Origin of the sequence: Mesorhizobium sp. M0590 (genome assembly GCF_040320905.1) — a bacterium.
GTDB lineage: Bacteria > Pseudomonadota > Alphaproteobacteria > Rhizobiales > Rhizobiaceae > Mesorhizobium.
On the sequence record NZ_JAMYQN010000002.1, the window covers coordinates 631,485 to 649,259 of the forward strand.

Below are 17,775 nucleotides of genomic sequence, written 5' to 3' on the forward strand. Positions count from 1 at the left end.
CCCTTAATCGGAATCGTCATCGTTCGATGAACTGTCATCGTCCGGTGTATCGACCTCGCAGCCGATGCCGCGGCAGCCTTGGTAGTTGCCTTGCGTATCGAAGTTGGGATTGCCTTCTCTGTCGTACTGCGGTCTGTCGTCGATACTTTGATCCCCGTCATCAGGATCGTCGACTTTACATCCGAGCCCATGGCAGCCGATGTAACGGCCCCTGGTATCGAAGTTGGGATTGCCGTTCCTGTCGAACTGCGGCCGGTCGTCTATCTTCCGGCTCCCTTTATGGGACCGATCAACCAGGCAGCCCTTTCCGCGACAACCATCGTAGTCGTCGGTGGTACAACCGACGATCGCCATCAAAGCAGTGGCCAAGGCCGCACAGATTACGAGTTTCATGATTCATTCCTCCGACTGGCTGGCGGCGGACATCGTCCATATCGGAAGGCCATTGCAGGCGGCGATCCCCGCTTTTGCCGCGAAGGCTGGCGCCAATCGGAGGAGGGCAAAGCTTCGCCGGCCATCAAACGAGAGCCAGGCTGTGGTCGATGCATTCGACGACTTAGCCGACGGTTGCCGTAATCTCTTACGTGGGAGGGAACGCTCCCAGCGGGGGCCGCCGCATTAGCGAGTGTCAATATTCCTCTCCATGCTTAGTGCCCCGTCCGCCCAAGCATGTTTCAACGATCCGCTGACGCGGCTGTGCTTCCAAGAAATGCATCCGAGTCAGCCTATGACAAGGACAAATCCCAATATCGCAGGATTGAATTTTGCAAATGCTTAATAATTCGGAATCAGCACGGGCTATCTTAGCAGATACTGAAATGTGATCAGTAGCAAGATTCCGGAATGCTTCCTTAGTTTTGTTCTCATTAAGCCGAGTTCGTACAAGTAATATTCTATGTTGTTGTGAATTTTGCGCCAACTCTACAAAAAATGCGCGACGATACCACATCTTATACGAATCGCCCTAATCGCGATCTATTGTGGTATTTTTTCGAACCCAGCCAACCGTTGCGAGGGCCGAAAGAAACGCGCCCCTTTGCCCGACTTTTCAACGCTGCGGCGTGCCAAATAGGGGCGCAGTGGGGGCGCCGCGGCCGCGTCGTGGGCATCTTCCCAGTCGGATTGTCATCGGGTAGCGTGCAGGGGCGGCACGTGAAGGCGCTCTCTTTGGCGAATGCACTGCTGCACCTTCAGCAGTTGCCCGTCAGAAGATGGGGCTGGTGTCACAACCAGGTGCTTGCCGCGACAGATTGTTCCCGTCGCGGTTCATTTCAGCACCGAAGCGAGGGGGAAGAGATGCACAACCGATTTCGGCAGTGCCTGCGGAAAGTGTCGCTGGCGGCATTGACGATGCTGGCGCTAAACATCCCGGTCCACGCGGCTGACCTCGTCATTGCAATGCCGAACTGGCCGTCGGGCCAGGCGACGGCAAATATCCTCAAGGTCAGCCTGAAGGAAAATTTCGGGCTCGATGCCGACGTGCGCGAGATGGGGACGCTTATTGCCTTTGCCGGTCTCAATTCTGGTGAGGTGGATATTCATCCCGAAATCTGGCTGCCCAATCTGGATAATCTGGTGAAGAAGTATGTGGACGGGGCCGGCACCGTGGCCATCAGCCCCATTGGAGTGCCGGCCTGGCAAGGCATTTGCGCGACGCGTGAAGCAGCCGACAAATTTGGAATTCACGATGTTTCGGATCTCAGCGATACGAAGAAAACGGCCGCGTTGGATACCGATGGCGACGGACGCGGCGAACTCTGGATCGGCGCTGAGGGTTGGTCCTCAACCGCTATCGAGCGCGTCCGCGCCAACAGCTATGGTTATGCCAAGACAATGACCTTGTTGGAGACGCCCGAGGATGCCGGAATGGCGGCTGTCGATGCCGCGGTCGCCACGGATCATCCGATGGTGTTTGCCTGCTACGCGCCGCACCACGTCTTTGAGTTGCACGACATTGTCCGGCTTACCGAGCCGCCCTTTGATCCGGCAAAGTGGAAGATCGTACTGCCGTCAGAGGACCCGCTCTGGGTCTCGAAGTCCAGCGCGCCGGTATCATGGGATACCGCACATTTCCATATCGCCTACGCCACCTCGCTGCGCAAAAAATATCCGAAGGTGGTGGCGTTCCTGGAACGGGTCGAGCTGAAGCCCGAGGAAATCACCAAGATGAGTTATGCGCTCCAGGTAGAGCGTCAGGATCCTTACGAATACGCCAAACAATGGGTTGCCGCACAAGGCGCACGGGTGCACGGGTGGGCAAATCCATGAGCGGAAATCCTATGTTCGCGGAACGCGGCACCGTCCGGCGGCGCTCCCTCACGGCAGTCGTCGCCGCGGCGTTCGGTCTTGTCGCGGTGGCGGCGCTGGCTGAGGGAACACAGGTTTTCGACCCGAAAAGCCACAAATGGGTGGACTACGATCGCACCAAGGCGCGCAAATACTACGCCGCGCATAATGAGGTGCCCGAGGCATTTCGTCCGCAGATGGTCAAATTCCGCACCGCGGAAGTGCCAGGCACGATCATTATCGATGGCAATCAGCACTTTCTCTATCTTGTGCAGCCGGGTCAGCGGGCCATGCGCTACGGCATCGGCGTGGGCCGGGAAGGGTTTGGATGGGCCGGCATCGTGCGCGTCGGCCGCATGGCGGAGTGGCCGACCTGGACACCTCCGGCCGAAATGGTCGCTCGCGATCCGAAGGCGGTGAAATACGCCGGAGGCATGGAGGGAGGGCCCGACAACCCGCTCGGCGCAAGGGCGCTCTATCTCTATGAGCGCGACCAGGACACGATCTACCGGATACACGGCACCCCGGAGCCTTGGACGATCGGGCTCGACGTGTCATCGGGGTGCATCCGTATGAGGAACGACGACATCGTCGATCTCGCATCCCGCGTCAAGGTTGGGGCCAAGGTCATCGTTCTCATGCAGGGGGCGGCACTTTACAAGGGTGTGTGAAGCGGCATTCGGAGAGGGACAAGCAATGTCGGGAAAAAATGCAGTGAGAACTTCGATCCGGGGGACAGCAATCGGATTCCTGGCTGGAGCCGTTAGCGCTTGTGTCAGCACGCCACCGCCGCCGCCTCAGGACCAGATGTCCAGGACGAAGGTCGAGACGGCCCCGGCGGACCTTCAACTGCTTTGCGCCAATGCGGTCGCCAAGGCGAGCGGTGTCGACAGCACGAAGATACTTCCGGTTTCATCGAGCAAGCTCGATTCCAAGACCTATCAGGTCGAACTCGATGCCAGTGGCAAGAAGACAAGCTGCCTCGTGGATACCGACGGCAACGTCAAATCGGTTGAGCCCGTCTGATCCGCTCTGGTCGACGAATTCGCAACCAACCTGACGATGCGCCCTGGCTGCAGACATGACGATGTTTGGGGCGGCCAGCCGCGATGAGCGGTTTGGAGAGCCTGGCAAACCGCGCGCCTGCCTCACCCCAGCCCGATCCGCTTGGCGCCTTGCCGGAACAGTGCCTCGGCGTCCGGCTCGAAGCGGAACGTGCCGATGAAATCGTCGGCGCAGTAGTTCGGCAGCATCTTGCGCAGCGCAGCGGCGAAACTTCGTGCCTCGTCCAGCCGCCCCGCCAGCGCAAGGCAATGCGCGGCAATCGCGAGGATGATGGCGTGGGCGTTGGGACGCGCGGCTGCTTTCAGCGCCCATTCGGCGGCTTCGTCGAACTGGCCGAGCCGGACATGCGACATCGCCCTGGCGCCCAACATACCGAACAGCAGCGGATCGAAGGGGCTCAGATGCCTGGAATGGTCGGATGAGCCGATCGCAGCCTGCGGGTCGCCGGACTGCGAATGGACGAAAGATAGCGCATAGTGGCCGAGCGCGAAATTCGGGCTGAGGTCTACGGCGCGTTCCAGCTCGATGAGGGAGCCGTCCTGCTCGCCGCGCAGCCACAGCGCCCGCCCCATGGCCCAGTGAGCGGCCGGATTGTGATCGTCGACGAGCAGGCCCTGGCCGGCTGCCTCGAAGGCCAGGGCGCTTTCGTGGTCGCGGTCGCCCCAGCGCTGGAAGGCATTTTGCCAATGGGTGAAGGAAAGGCCGGCATAGGCGCGGGCGAACGTCGGATCGAGCTTCAAGGCTATGTCGAAGAAATGCCGGGCCTGCTCGTTTTCCGCGCGGGTGAAGCGATACATGTGCCAGAGACCGCGGTGGTAGGCTTCCCAGGCGTTCAGCGAATTGGGCGCCTTCAACATGGCGCGGTTGCGCTCGCCCGTCTCGATCTCGGCCGAGATCGACGAGACGATGCTGTTGCCGATGTCGTCGAGCACGGCAAAGATGTCGTTCGGCTTGCGCTCGAACGTCTCGGCCCAGACGATCCTGGCCGTGCGCACTTCGACCAGCTCGACCGCGACGGTGACGCGGCCGGCCTGGCTGCGTACCGTGCCGGTGGCGACATAATCGACATTGAGCCGACGGCCGGCATCCTCCGGCCCAATGTTTTTTTCGGCGAGCGCAAACACCGAACCGCGCGCGATGACGAAGAAATCCCTGAGCTTGGCCAGGCGGGTGATGATATCGTGGGTCAGGCCATCGGCGATGCCTCCGCGTGGGCCGCCGTCAGCCGTCTCTTCGGCAAACGGCATCACCGCAAGCGAAGCCTTCTGCGATGCAGCAGTGTCGGAATTGGGAAGCACAATTGACGCGTGAGGGGCCGCGGGTACGAGTGACGGTCGCGCCCAGAGCGTAGCGGCAGGTCGTTCGTTGCGGATCGTGCGCCATGCCTCACGAACGGGTCCGAAATCCAGATCCTCCGAAGCAAACAGCTGCGCTGCGGAAGCGAGATGTTCCTCGCACGCGTCAAACTGGCCGCGCTGCGCCAGCCCTTTCAGAAGAGCCACATGCGCGCGCCCGTCGAACGGAGCGAGTTCCAGCCATTTGTCCAGATGCGAAGACATTCTGTCGGCATCCACCGGAAGCTTGTTGACGAGATGTTCCAGGATTGCGGCGTGCCAAGAGCCGAAGCGGCGGCGCTGAGCGATCAGCCAGCTGTTGAAATGCGGGCTGCGGTCGATCTCCAGCCCATCGAGAAAGTCGCCGGCGAACATTCCGGAAAGAGCCTGCAGCCGCTCTAGACCGAGCGTCTCAACGCCCTTGGCGGCGGCCGAGGCTATGTCGACAGCGTCGACGGAAGCACCTCTCAGATCAAGCGCGATCGTGTCGCCTGGTGTCTCGACCCTGCGATGATGCGGTTCATCGAGGATGCCTCTAAGCTTGCTCAGGCACCAGCGAAGCTCGCCGCGCGGGTCGTTCGGCACATCCCACAAAAGCTCGCAGAGGCGGCTGCGGCCGACCGGATGCGGCGCCAGCGCCAGATAGGCGAGCAGCGCACACAGCTTGCGCGATTTTGGGAGCTGGATGATGATGCCGTTGCGTGCGATCGTCAGCGGTCCGAGCAGACGCACGGAAAAGCCGGCCACCTCGCCGTGGAGGCTCGATCGGGCGGATTCCACGTAAGTTTCCACGCCTGCTCCCACGCTGGCCAGTCGGCCTTTGTTTTATCACCAAACGCGACACGGTGCATCCGGCAGCGAATTCCCGCTCCGGATGCTGGCATTGCCGGAGGCAAATGTAGCGCGGCAAGGTCTCGAAACCTCGCCGCCCAAGCCACCGGTCTGTAACCGGCCCGTGACGACAAGAGACACCGACAAGGCGAGGAGATCGACATGTTGCATCAACAGAAAATCAGAACCACCGCCGGGCGCGGCCGCCTGTTCGACAGCGTTCTCGACACGGTCGGCGATACGCCGGTGATCCGCATCAATAATCTCGGACCGGACCATGCCACGATCTACGTGAAGGCCGAGTTCTTCAATCCCGCCGCCTCGGTGAAGGACCGGCTGGCGCTCAACATCATCGAGGAAGGCGAGCGCAGCGGCGCTCTAAAGCCTGGCCAGACCGTGGTCGAGGCGACCAGCGGCAACACCGGCATCGGACTTGCCATGGTTTGCGCCCAGAAGGGCTATCCGCTGGTGGTGACGATGGCCGACAGTTTTTCCATCGAACGCCGCAAGCTGATGCGCATGCTGGGCGCCAAGGTGGTGCTGACGCCGCGCGCCCAGAAGGGTTTCGGCATGTACAAGAAGGCGGTGGAGCTCGCCGAAGCCAATGGCTGGTTCCTGGCCCGCCAGTTCGAAACCAAGGCCAACGCCGCCATTCACGAAGCGACGACGGCGCGCGAGATCATCAACGATTTCGCCGGCTCGCGGCTCGACTGCTTCGTCACCGGCTACGGCACGGGCGGCACCGTCGCCGGCGTCGGACGCGTGCTGCGCCGCGAGCGGCCGGAGACCCGGATCGTGCTCGCCGAACCGGCCAATGCGCAGCTTATCGGCAGCGGCAAGTCGCAGCAGCGCGGCACCGGCGGCGCGCCTGCGGCCAGCCATCCGGCGTTCGAGCCGCATCCGATCCAGGGCTGGACGCCCGACTTCATTCCGGACGTGCTGCAGGAGGCGATAGACGCAAGCCTCTATGACGAGGTGGTGCCGATTGCCGGGCCCGAGGGCATGAAATGGGCCAAGGCGCTGGCGCAGAAGGAAGGGATTTTCACCGGCATCTCCGGCGGAGCGACCTTCGCGGTGGCGCGGCAGATCGCGGAAAAGGCGGCACCCGGCTCGGTGATCCTGTGCATGCTGCCCGATACTGGCGAACGCTACATGACGACACCGCTGTTCGACGGCATCGAGGCGGAGATGGACGCCGAGGAGACCGCGCTTTCGCAGTCGACGCCCGGCTGCCAGTTTCCGGCGTGACGGCGGCACATCGGGAGCGGCCTGCATGGACACGAAGCCTGGACTGGCCGTCACGGCCACCGAGGAAACGCTTGACCCCTCGAACTGGGCCGACGTGCAGGCCCTGTCGCATCGGATCGTCGACGATGCCGTCGCTTACCTGCGCGATGTCAGAGAGCGTCCGGTGTGGCAGGAGATGCCGATTGATGTGAGGACCTTCTTCACATCGCCGCTGCCGCGTTCGCCGGCGCCGCTGGCAGAAATCTATGGCGACGTCACCAGGAGCTTGATGCCCTATCCGATGGGCAACATCCATCCGCGCTTCTGGTCCTGGTATATGGGCTCGAGCAATTTCACCGGCGCGCTCGGCGATTTCCTGGCGGCGATCCAGGGCTCCAACCTCGGCGGCGGCCACCAATCCGCCGCGCTGATGGACAACCAGGTCGTCGACTGGTGCAAGCAGATGATGGGCTTTCCGCAATCGGCCAGCGGCACGCTGGTCAGCGGCGGCTCGATGGCCAACATCATCGGGCTGACCGTGGCGCGCAACGCCAAGGCCGGCATCGACATACGCGAGCACGGCGTTGCCGGCATCGACAAGCCGCTGCGTTTCTACGGCTCCGACCAGCTTCACTCCTGTCACCGCAAGGCGATGGAAGTGCTCGGCCTCGGCAACCGGGCGCTGCGTCGCATCCCGAGCGATGCCGGGCTGCGGATCGACATCGCTGCGTTGCGGGCGGCGATCGCCGAGGACCGCGACGCCGGCTTCAAGCCGGCCTGCGTAATCGGTACGGCCGGCACGGTGAACACCGGCGCAATCGACCATCTGCAAGCGCTGGCTGACCTGGCGGCAAAAGAGGATCTGTGGTTTCACGTCGATGGCTGCATCGGCGCCTTGCTTGCGATTGCGCCGGACAATTCGCATCGCGTTGCCGGCATCGAGCACGCCCACTCGATCGCGCTCGATCCGCATAAATGGCTGCACGCGCCATTCGAGGTCGGCTGCGCGCTGATCCGGGATGCCTCCGTGCATCGCGGCGCGTTCGCGGTGACGCCGGAATATCTGGAATCGACGCCGCGCGGCCTGGCCTCCGGCCAATGGCTGCACGATTACGGCCTGCAGACGACGCGCGGCTTTCGCGCTCTGAAGGTGTGGATGGCGTTGCGAGAGCACGGCATCGAAAAGTTCGGCCGGCTGATCGACCAGAACATCGCGCAAGGGCATTATCTCGGCGCGCTGATCGCGGCCGAACCGGCACTCGAACTGGTAGCGCCGGTGAGCATCAACATCGTCTGCTTTCGCTACCGCGCGGACGGACTGGGCGGGGAGCGCCTGAAAGCGCTCAATACCGAGATCATGCTGAGGCTGCAGGAAGAAGGCATCGCCGCCATTTCCGACACGACGGTGCATGGCCAGCATAGCCTCAGGGTGGCGATCAACAACCACCGCACCCGGCGCGACGATCTGGACCTGCTGGTGCGGGAGACCGTGCGGCTTGGACTGGAGATTTCAAGGCCTGGCGTGGCTCTTCCTTCTCCCCTTGTGGGAGAAGGTGGACGCGAAGCGGCCGGATGAGGGGTGTTCCAGCTTGATACCGACGGCACTCCGTCCGCACCCCTCAACCGTCTTGGCGCTGCGCGCCAATCCACCTTCTCCCACAAGGGGAGAAGGAAGAAGGAGCGGCGCTGGCCCCGACAATTGGTCGTCTGCAAGGCTACGCCTCGAGCCAAACCTTCTCGAAATGCTGCTCGAGTGACTGGTGCTGCTCGCAGCCATGCACGCCCTTGCGGTAGGTGCGGTAGACCGAGCGCCAGTAGGGCTGGATGATGATGCCGGAATCGCGGAGATTCTGTTCGATCTTGGCCATGAGCTCCTTGCGGGCGCCGGGATCGGGCATCGCCAGCGCCTTGTCGAGCAGACTGTCGAATTCCGGATCGGCGTAGGCGCTCTCGTTCCACGCGGCGCCAGACTTATAAGCGAGCGCCAGCACCTGGACGCCGAGCGGCCGGCCGAGCCATTCCGTGCAGGAGAAAGGATATTTGCTCCAGTCGTTCCAGAAGGTCGCGGCCGGCAGCACGGTGCGCTTGATCTTCAGCCCGGCCTCGCGCATCTGCGCGGCGATGGCGTCGCCGGTGCTCTTCTGCCAGTCGACGTCGACCGAGATGAGTTCGTATTCGTGGTCGGCCTTGCTGGCCTCGGCGAGCAGGGCCTTGGCTTGATCAATGTTGCGGACGGCCGGGCCGATATCGGCATATTCGGGATGCATCGGCCCGACATGATGGTTCTCGGCAGGCTTGCCGCGGTTGTCCATGCCGATCTTCAGCACGGCGGCATTGTCGACGGCAAGTTGGGCGGCGCGCCGCACCTTGATGTCGTCATAGGGCGGGTTGCCGACGTTGAAACGCGCCACGATGGTCGAACCGGTGGCGATCTCGGAATTGCTCAGGCCCATGGACTCGGTCTGCGCAACCGTATCGGAGGCGGTTTCGTGGTCGGTGTCGATCTCGCCCGATTCGAAGGCCGACAGCATGGCGTTGGGGTCGGAGCCGTAGTCGACCCATTTGATGCCGTCGAGGTAGAACTCGCCCTTCCACCATGGCTTGTCCTTGCGGCGGACTTCGGCGCCGACCTCGGCGTCCCATGCCACGAGTTCGCAAGGCCCGGTGGTGATCGCCAATGCCTTCAGCGGATCGCCGTCGCCTTCATAGCTGCGGTGCATGATCAGCGCCGGATAGTCGGCCATGCCGGCGATCAGCGAAATGTCGGGCTTGGGCAAATTGAGCCGGACGGTGAAATCGTCGACGCGCTCGATGCCGCCGTCGACGGCCTTCTTGGTATCGGCGTTGACCAGTGCGCCCATGCGCGCGGCCACCGAATTGCCGGCGACGGACGCATCGCACCAGCGCGTCAGATTGTGGATCACGTCGTCGGCGTTGAAGGTGTCGCCGTTCGACCAGGTGATGCCCTTGCGGACATGCAGCGTCAGCACGCGGGCGTCGTCGCTGGTTTCCCAGCTCTCGAGCAGCCATGGCTCGAAGGTGAAGTCGCGCTTCCAGCGCACCAAATATTCGTTGCACTGGCGGGCGACGTTGGACATCTCGACGCCGTCGAAGGTGCGCGGATCCTTCCAGCCCTTGACGTTCATGGCGACGCGCAAGATGCCGCCGCGCTTCGGCTCCTCGGCCCTGGCCGGTGACGGCGCAAGCCCGCCGAGCGCCAGCGCGCCGGTAGCGCTGACGCCGAGCGCAGCCATGGTGGCGAGATATTCGCGCCGGTTCATCTGGCCTTTCTTGAAGCCATCGGCGACGGGCTCGGCCTGCGGATGCAGTTTTCGATCGGTCAGCATGAACTTCATTGTCGTCATTCCCCTGTTGTTGGGCACCTCTGCCGATCGCCAAACGCGGGGGACGGATGCGATCGCCGGAGCGCCATTGCCTCGGGGATGATAGGGCGAGCTCCCGTGGGGGAGTGTTCGGACTTCCGCAGTTCTTGTGCGCTGTTCCGCAAACGGAAGGTCCCCCTCACCCGGATTGCCAACCGAATTGCGAAGGGCAATTCGGGGCAATCCGACCTCTCCCCCGGGGGGAGACGAGGTCGCCAGCGTTGATGCCAGCCTCTTCTCCCCAGCGGGGAGAAGGTGGACGCGAAGCGGCCGGATGAGGGGGCCTTCGCAACCTCAGTAAGGCCAGTCGCCTTTGCCGAGCGCGGCGATGGCCGCAATGATGCGCCCGAAGGCTTCGCCGGCTCGCGGCACGGTCTTGCGGGCGCGTAGAAAGCTATGCACGAGGCGCGGCTCCTCATGCCACCAGGCGCGACCGGCGGCGGCGAGGATGCGGTCGCGATAGGCCTCGCCTTCCGAGGACAGCGGGTCGCATTGCGCGGTGACGATGACCGTCGGCGGCAGCCCGGAGAAGTCGGTGTCGCTGAGCGGCGAAAAGGTCGGGTCGTCCTGCGACTGTCCCTTCGCCGACCGGATCTGGCGATAGAACTCGATGTCGCGCAACGTCAGCAGCGGCGCTTCGGCGTGCTCGACACAGGACCCGGCGCTCTCTTTGCCAACTGGTTCCGGGCCGCCGAGCTCGGGATAGATCAGCACCTGGCCGATCGCATGGCGAGGATGGCGGCGTGTCGCCTGTGCCACCGCAGCGGCCAGATTGCCGCCGGCGCTTTCGCCGCAGAGCACTATCGGCAGGCCGGCCGTCGCCGTCGCCCATTCGAATACGGCCAGCGCATCGTCGAAGGCGGCCGGATGCAGATGCTCGGGCGCCAGCCGGTAATCGGCGGACAGCACGGCAAAGCCGGTGCCGGCGCATATCTCGGCGCAGATGTCGTCATGGCTGTCGAGCCCGCCAAGGACGAAGCCGCCGCCGTGATAATAGACAACCATCGCTTGCGGCGCCGTGCCCGCCATCTGGTAACGCCGGACCGAGATCGCACGGTCGCCGGCAGGAACCGCGCTGTCGCTGGCCTTGACGCCGGGTGGATAGGGCTCGCGGAACGCCCGGCACGTGGCATCATAGACCGCCCGCTGCCTGTCGATCGGCATGTAGACGATTTCGGGCGGATACCACTCGTTGACCCGATCGATATAGGCCCACAGCTCCGGATCGAGCAGCGTTTGGTATTTTCCGCGCCCTCTCGTTCCGGGTCGCTCGGCCTCGGTGATCATCGCTGCGCGATCCCGCTCAGAGCTCGGCGTAGAGCCGGGCAGCATTTTCATAGCTGAAGCGCAGCGGCACCGAGCCCTCGACCTGCCAGGCTTCGACCGTCTCGCCTGCCAGCAGCCGGCAGGCGCCGTCGGTGGTGGTGACGGCACCGCCATAGAGCCGGTTGGCAAGGTTGAGGATGGCCGTCTGGTGCATCGCCGTGCTGCCGCTGCCGCAGGCATCCTTGACCAGCAGCACTCGAAACCCAAGCGCCACCGCATCCTTGACGGTGGCATCGATGCAGGCCTCGGTCCAGACGCCGGCAACGACCAGCCACTCGATGCCGTCGGCCTTCAGCCGCTCGGCGGCAGGCCCCGTGCGGAAGGCGCTGGCATCGGTCTTGACCAGCATCATCTCGCCTGTCGCCGGGCCCACTTCCGCGCAGATCGCAGTCAGCGGATCGTCCTTGTCGGAAAACGCCGACTTGCCGCTGGCCTCGACCGGGTGGAGCGGCCGCGCCGTGGCGAGATCGACGATATAGGCCCAGTGGTAAAGGGGCACATTGTTGGCCCGCGCCGCCTCCTGCAGCCGCTGGACGTTGGCGAGGATGTCGCCATAGCCTTCGACCAGATAGCGCTTGTCCCGCCGATGCTCCTCCTGGAGATCGATGAACACCGCCGCCACCTTGCCGCGCTTGATCGAGATCGGGCTTTTCATGCAAAACTGCCTGTCAACACTCAAACATGCCTGTCAAGGAAAACATCCTCATAGGGGAAGCGCGACAGGAGCTCGGTGCCGGTCTCGGTGATCAGGATCTCGTCTTCCAGCTTGACGCCCTCGCGGCCGCCCTTCTCGCCGATATAGCTTTCGACGCTGACCACCATGCCGGGCACGATGACACCGTCGCGGCCATAGGTCTCGTAGTCCATGGCGTGCGCTATGAACGGCGTTTCGCCATGCATGCCGACGCCGTGCATGACCGAGGTATAACGCTGGTCGACGAAGCGGTCCGGTATCTTCCAGGCCCTTTCGGCAATCTCGCGAAACGCCATGCCCGGCTTGACGACCCCGATATTGTGCTGAACCTGGTCGTGCGCCATGCGGTAGAGCGACTTCTGATAATCCGTCGGCTTGCCCGGTCCGCAACGGAAGGTGCGCGAAAAGTCCGAATAATAGCCGTAGCAGCCGATCGTATCGGTATCGAGCGCCAAGAGTTCGCCCGGCCTGATCTTGCGGCCGCTCGCCTCGTTGAACCACGGATTGGTGCGCTGGCCCGAGGTCAGCAGCCGGGTCTCGATGAACTCGCCGCCTTGCCGGATCACCTCACCATACATGATGGCGAACAGCTCGTTTTCGGAAACGCCAGGCTTGATCGCCTCGCGCACCGCATAGACCGCAGCCTCGGCACCAGCCATCGACACCTGCAGGCATTTTACTTCCTCGGGCGTCTTGACCGCGCGCACCGCCAAAATCTCGCCCTGGCAATCCCGCACCTCGCAGCCGCGCTTTTCCAGCGCCAGTGCCTGCAGATGGCTGCAGCGGTCAAGGCCGAGCTTCATCGAGCCGCCGCCATGCGCCTTGAGCAATTCGGCGATCTCATCGGCGAACGGGCCGGCGGTCTCGTCGTCGCGGCCCGACACCGATGACCAGACCAGCTTGGACGGACGCGCCTCGTCGATCGTGTCGAGCACCATCGAGACATGGTAGCTCTGCGGATATTCGAACAACACGATCGGCCCTTCGGTGGGGATGAAGAAGTAGCGCGTCGAGTTGCGCAGGAAATAGCCGAACATGTTGCGCGAGCCGGTGGCGTAGCGCTGGTTGTAGGGGTCGAACAAAACGACGCCGCCATAGCCGGCCTCGCGCATCCAGGCGCGCAGCCTGGCCAGCCGGCCCTTGCGCAGCGCGTCGGCGTCGATGAAGGACGGCTCGGTGTCCGACAGCCACATGCCGCCGGCCGGATCCGCCGCCGCCGGATGGCGCATGCGGTCCTTGAAGTCGACATCCTCGGTGCTGTCGGGGTCAAAAACGACAATGCTCATGGGGTGCCTCCTGAAGCGGGGAAGATGAGCCATACGTCGTTCAGAGGCTGTGCGCGATACCGCAGATGTTGTGCGAAATACCGCTTGAAGTCGTTCCGTAGCGTTCTACGGCGCCCCCCTCTGTCCTGCCGGACATCTCCCCCTCAAGGGGGAGATCGGCTCGTCATCGCCGCTTTCGTGAATTTCCACCGTCGCAGGAGGAGCGGAGCATCGAAGCTGCCAATCTCCCCCCTTGAGGGGGAGATGCCCGGTAGGGCAGAGGGGGGCGCTGTCCCGCCAACATCCGAAATACCTACTGCCTCCGCATCACCTTCGGCGCATGGCCATGCTCCTCCCGGAACGCCCGCGCAAAGCTCGACATCGAGGCGAAACCGCAGGCCAGCGCGACGTCGCGCACCATCAGCGTCGAATGCGCCAAGAGGTCGGCGGCACGCTTCAGCCGCAGGCGGCGGTAATAGCCGTTGGGCGAGATACTGAGTTCGGAGCGGAAATTCCGTTCGAGCTTATCGGAGGAGACACCAAGTCGCCCCGCCAGTTCCGCCATGCCGAGCCGCTCCTCCACCGCATCCTCCATGATGGCGATGGCCGACAGCACCAGTTCGTTCTGCACGCCGGTCCGCAGCCTGAGCGGCATCAGCTTGCGGTCGACGCTGGAGCGTAGCGGGCTGTGCACAAACCATTCGGCGACGCCGGCGGCCAGTTCGGCGCCATAATCGCTGGTGATGATCTCCAGCATCATGTCGAGGCTGCCGACGCCACCGGCCGAAGTGAAGCGCTTGCGGTCGATGACGTAGAGATCGCGCCTCAGCTCGATATCCGGAAACGCCTCGGTGAAGGCGGCCTGGCTGGTCCAGTGCAAGGTGCAGGCATGGCCGTCGAGCAGGCCCGCCCGCGCCAGGAAGAAGGCAGCGTCCGCCACCGCGCCGATATGGGCGCCGTCGCGCAGGCTCCTGCGGATCCAGCTCACCGCATCGTGCGCGACGAGATGATCGGCATCGCCGCCCGAGCAGACGACGATGCGATCGACCTTCGGCGCGTCATGGGCGGAAAAGCCGGGCTGGATGACGACGCCGTTCGAGGCCTCCACCGGGCCTTCGGCGGCGCCGACGATGATCCAGCGGTACCAGTCCCGCTTGGCCAGCACGTTCGCCGCGCGCAGCGGCTCGATCACCGAGCTGAACGCCATCATCGGAAAGCCGGGGAAAACCAGCACGGCGAAGGTGAGGGGCTCGGTAGGTTTGGGTGCGTCGCGCGTGGCCATGGGGGTCCGGAGCCGGGAGGGTTGCGGCGCTACAATTCGGGCAGATGGGGCTTGGGGTCAACGGGGTTGGCGTGATCACGAAGCGCCGGCGCTGCCCCTCACCTGCCTGCCGGCATCCTCTCCCCGTATAGTGACGGGGAGAGGAGCGCTCTCATCGACGGGTTCGCCAATCGCCAACATTGCAAAGAGAGCGGCGGCGTTGCGGCCATTTCCCTTCTCCCCGTCCCTATACGGGGAGAAGTGCCCGGCAGGGCGATGAGGGGCAGCGCCAACATTGGCGGTCGATCGCCTTTGGTCGGGCGCTTTCTAACTCGCCAGCGCCTGATCCAGATCCGCGATCAGATCGTCGCCGTCCTCGATCCCGGCCGACAACCGCACCAGCGAATCCGAAATCCCGATCTCGGCGCGTTTTTTCGCCGGGATCGAGCCGTGCGTCATCAGCGCCGGGTGCTCGATCAGGCTTTCGACGCCGCCGAGGCTTTCGGCCAGCGTGAACAGTTGCGTATGTTCGAGGAAGCGTTTGGTGCCGGCGAGGTCGCGGTCGAGCTCGACCGTGATCATGCCGCCGAAGGCGTGCATCTGCCGCCTGGCGATGGCGTGCTGCGGGTGGCTGGGCAGGCCGGGATAGATGACACGGCGGATGTCGGGACGGGTCTCCAGCCAGTGCGCGATCTTCTGGCCGTTCGACGAATGACGCTCCATCCTCAGCGCAAGCGTCTTCAGTCCGCGCAGCGCCAGGAAACTGTCGAACGGCCCTGAAATGGCGCCGATGGCGTTCTGCAGGAATTTCAGCCGGTCGGCGAGATCCTTGTTGTCGCCGACCACGGCGACGCCGCCGACCATGTCGGAATGGCCGTTGAGGTATTTCGTCGTCGAATGGACCACGATGTCGATGCCGAGCTCCAGCGGCCGCTGCAGATAGGGGCTGCAGAAAGTGTTGTCGGCGACTGAGAGCACGCCTTTGCGCCTGGCAAGTGCTGCGACGCCTTCGAGGTCGACGACACGCAGCAGCGGGTTGGTCGGCGTCTCGACCCAGAGCATTTTGGTTTCCGGGCGGATCGCCGCCTCGACCGCGGCAAGGTCGGTGAAGTCGACGAAGTCGACCTGCAAATTGGCCGAGCGCTTGCGCACCCGTTCCAGCAACCGGAACGTGCCGCCATAGATGTCGTCGGTCGCGACGATATGCGCGCCTGAATCGAGCAATTCGAAAATGGTTGCGATCGCCGCCAGCCCCGAAGCGAAGGCGAAGGCGGCTGTGCCGCTTTCGAGGTCGGCCACCGCGCGCTCGAAGGCGAAGCGGGTCGGGTTCTGGCTGCGGGCATATTCAAAGCCCTTGTGCACGCCCGGGCTCTGCTGACCGTAGGTCGAAGTGGCATAGATCGGTACCATCACCGCGCCCGTCGTCGGGTCGTGGCTCTGGCCGCCATGGATGGTGCGCGTCGAAAAGGCGAGGCGGTTTTTGCCCGATACGGTGGCTTTGACGGTCATCGGGCGCGCCTCAGATGGTTGATCAGGTCGATGCGTGTTATCAGGCCGATGAATTCGTCGCCATCGAAGACGATGGCGACCTCGTTGCGATCGAAGACCGGCAGCAACGCGTCCAGCGTCTGGCTGGCTTGCAGCGTGTGCAGGGTAGAGGTCATAGCCGTACTGACCGGGGCCTTGAAGCGGTCCCAGCGGCTGTCATAGGGGCCTTCGACCTTGGCGAGGATATCGCTTTCGTCGATGATGCCGACGAGCTTGCCCTCGTCCAGCACCGGCAGCTGCGAGACATCCGATCGGCGCATGCGGCCATAGGCGTTGAGCAGGCTTTCGTCCGGGCCGACGGACACGACATCGCCGGTGCGGAGCGTGCGCATGACCAGGTCGCGCAGGTCGCCATGCTGCTCCTGCTCGGCCAGGCCCTGCTCGACCAGCCAGAAATCGTCGAAGACTTTCGACAGGTACTTGTTGCCGCTGTCGCAGACGAAGGTAACGACGCGCTTCGGCACGGTCTGCTCGCGGCAATAGCGAAGCGCTGCCGAAAGCAGCGTACCGGACGACGAGCCGGCGAGAATGCCTTCCTTCGAAAGCAGGTCGCGCACCGCAAGCATGCTCTGCTTGTCGGGGATGGAATAGGCCTTCCTGACCAGCGACAGATCGGCATTGGGCGGCACGAAATCCTCGCCGATGCCTTCGACGGTCCAGCTTCCGGCCTCTACCATCTTGCCGGTCTTGATCAACGGGGCCAGCACCGAGCCGACCGGATCGGCCAAAATCATCTCGGTCTTCGGCGAGACTTTCGCAAAATAGCGGCCAAGCCCGGTCAGCGTGCCGCCGGAGCCGACGCCGACGACCACCGCATCGACATCGCCTCCGAGCTGTTGAAAGATTTCCGGCCCGGTCGTGGTTTCGTGGGCCAGCGGATTGGCCGGGTTGGCAAACTGGTTGGCGTAGAAGGCGCCGGGCAACTCGGCGGCGATCTTTTCGGCCATGTCCTGATAATATTCGGCATGGCCCTTGCCGACATCGGAACGCGTCATGCGCACTTCCGCGCCGAGCGCCCGCAGATGCTGGATTTTTTCGCGCGACATCTTGTCGGGCACGACGAGGATGATGCGGTAGCCCTTGGGGATGCCGACCTGGGCGAGACCAAGACCGGTATTGCCGGCGGTCGCCTCCACGATCGTCCCGCCGCGTTTCAGTTTGCCCTGTTTTTCGGCGGCGGCAATCATCGACAGCGCGATGCGGTCCTTGATCGAGCCGCCGGGATTCTGGCTTTCGAGCTTGATGAACAGCCGGCACTTGCCGATGTCGAATTTGGTCAGCTCGACGACCGGCGTCTGCCCGATCAGGTCGAGAACCGAGGCATAGGGCGGGCGCAGGCGGGACGATGCATCGTCCGGTGCCACGATCTTGTGCTTGCTCATGTCAGATGCTCCGTTGCCAGAATGAGCAACCGCCCTGGAAGACGGCAACCTACCGTCTTTTCCAGCCGTTTGCAGTTGGAAAGAAGATAGATCGTGCCAATCCGGCCGCCAGCAGGGGAATGGAATTTCGCGAAAGCTTCGTCGGCCTGCAGGCAGGGCAAAAGATTTGCAGA

At 63.5% G+C, this 17,775-nt stretch carries 14 protein-coding genes; 5 read left to right on the forward strand and 9 right to left on the reverse strand.

Going from position 1 to position 17,775, the window contains the following annotated elements; genetic code table 11:
• Positions 1-3: 3 nt before the first annotated feature.
• Entirely contained in the window at positions 4-393 is a 390-nt protein-coding gene (locus tag NKI52_RS06825) for a hypothetical protein (protein WP_352575394.1), read from the reverse strand.
• Between the two features lie 903 nt (positions 394-1,296).
• Here NKI52_RS06825 and NKI52_RS06830 point away from each other — a divergent pair.
• From NKI52_RS06830 to NKI52_RS06840, 3 genes are all read left to right on the forward strand, one after another.
• On the forward strand, positions 1,297-2,268 hold the full coding sequence (locus NKI52_RS06830; RefSeq protein WP_502897742.1) for an ABC transporter substrate-binding protein: 972 nt from the start codon (positions 1,297-1,299) through the stop codon (positions 2,266-2,268).
• Positions 2,265-2,957, forward strand: coding sequence for a L,D-transpeptidase (locus tag NKI52_RS06835; protein ID WP_352697393.1), 693 nt, complete (start codon positions 2,265-2,267; stop codon positions 2,955-2,957). Before NKI52_RS06830 ends, NKI52_RS06835 begins: the two co-directional genes overlap by 4 nt.
• Positions 2,958-3,093: 136 nt before the next feature.
• The gene (locus tag NKI52_RS06840) at positions 3,094-3,312 is read left to right on the forward strand and encodes a hypothetical protein (RefSeq protein WP_031212349.1); all 219 of its coding nucleotides are present in this window, start codon (positions 3,094-3,096) and stop codon (positions 3,310-3,312) included.
• Positions 3,313-3,434: 122 nt separating this feature from the next.
• On the opposite strand, the gene NKI52_RS06845 is transcribed toward NKI52_RS06840, so the two are convergent.
• On the reverse strand, positions 3,435-5,465 hold the full coding sequence (locus NKI52_RS06845; RefSeq protein WP_352697395.1) for a transcriptional regulator: 2,031 nt from the start codon (positions 5,463-5,465) through the stop codon (positions 3,435-3,437).
• 213 nt (positions 5,466-5,678) lie between these two features.
• Here NKI52_RS06845 and NKI52_RS06850 point away from each other — a divergent pair, with 213 nt between their 5' ends.
• Entirely contained in the window at positions 5,679-6,764 is a 1,086-nt protein-coding gene (locus tag NKI52_RS06850; protein ID WP_352575400.1) for a PLP-dependent cysteine synthase family protein, read from the forward strand.
• Between the two features lie 25 nt (positions 6,765-6,789).
• The gene (locus NKI52_RS06855) at positions 6,790-8,319 is read left to right on the forward strand and encodes a pyridoxal phosphate-dependent decarboxylase family protein (protein ID WP_352697396.1); all 1,530 of its coding nucleotides are present in this window, start codon (positions 6,790-6,792) and stop codon (positions 8,317-8,319) included.
• Positions 8,320-8,458: 139 nt separating this feature from the next.
• Here the strand turns inward: NKI52_RS06855 and NKI52_RS06860 are convergent, their stop codons facing one another.
• The 7 genes from NKI52_RS06860 to NKI52_RS06890 all read right to left on the reverse strand — a co-directional run bounded on the left by NKI52_RS06860 (position 8,459) and on the right by NKI52_RS06890 (position 17,602).
• Positions 8,459-10,099 (reverse strand): ABC transporter substrate-binding protein, encoded by a 1,641-nt coding sequence (locus NKI52_RS06860; protein WP_352575404.1) that lies wholly within the window; start codon positions 10,097-10,099, stop codon positions 8,459-8,461.
• 321 nt (positions 10,100-10,420) lie between these two features.
• On the reverse strand, positions 10,421-11,413 hold the full coding sequence (locus tag NKI52_RS06865; protein ID WP_051406197.1) for an alpha/beta hydrolase: 993 nt from the start codon (positions 11,411-11,413) through the stop codon (positions 10,421-10,423).
• Positions 11,414-11,429: 16 nt separating this feature from the next.
• Positions 11,430-12,107, reverse strand: a complete 678-nt coding sequence (locus tag NKI52_RS06870) for an isochorismatase family protein (RefSeq protein WP_352570148.1) — start codon at positions 12,105-12,107, stop codon at positions 11,430-11,432.
• 20 nt (positions 12,108-12,127) lie between these two features.
• Entirely contained in the window at positions 12,128-13,432 is a 1,305-nt protein-coding gene (locus NKI52_RS06875) for a M24 family metallopeptidase (RefSeq protein ID WP_352570146.1), read from the reverse strand.
• Between the two features lie 292 nt (positions 13,433-13,724).
• Positions 13,725-14,693 (reverse strand): GlxA family transcriptional regulator, encoded by a 969-nt coding sequence (locus NKI52_RS06880; RefSeq protein WP_352697398.1) that lies wholly within the window; start codon positions 14,691-14,693, stop codon positions 13,725-13,727.
• A gap of 306 nt (positions 14,694-14,999) precedes the next feature.
• A complete protein-coding gene (locus NKI52_RS06885) occupies positions 15,000-16,181 on the reverse strand; it encodes a cystathionine gamma-synthase (protein WP_352570142.1) in 1,182 nt (393 codons plus the stop codon).
• The gene (locus NKI52_RS06890) at positions 16,178-17,602 is read right to left on the reverse strand and encodes a pyridoxal-phosphate dependent enzyme (protein WP_352570140.1); all 1,425 of its coding nucleotides are present in this window, start codon (positions 17,600-17,602) and stop codon (positions 16,178-16,180) included. The genes NKI52_RS06885 and NKI52_RS06890 overlap by 4 nt, the downstream gene beginning before the upstream one ends.
• Positions 17,603-17,775: the final 173 nt, after the last annotated feature.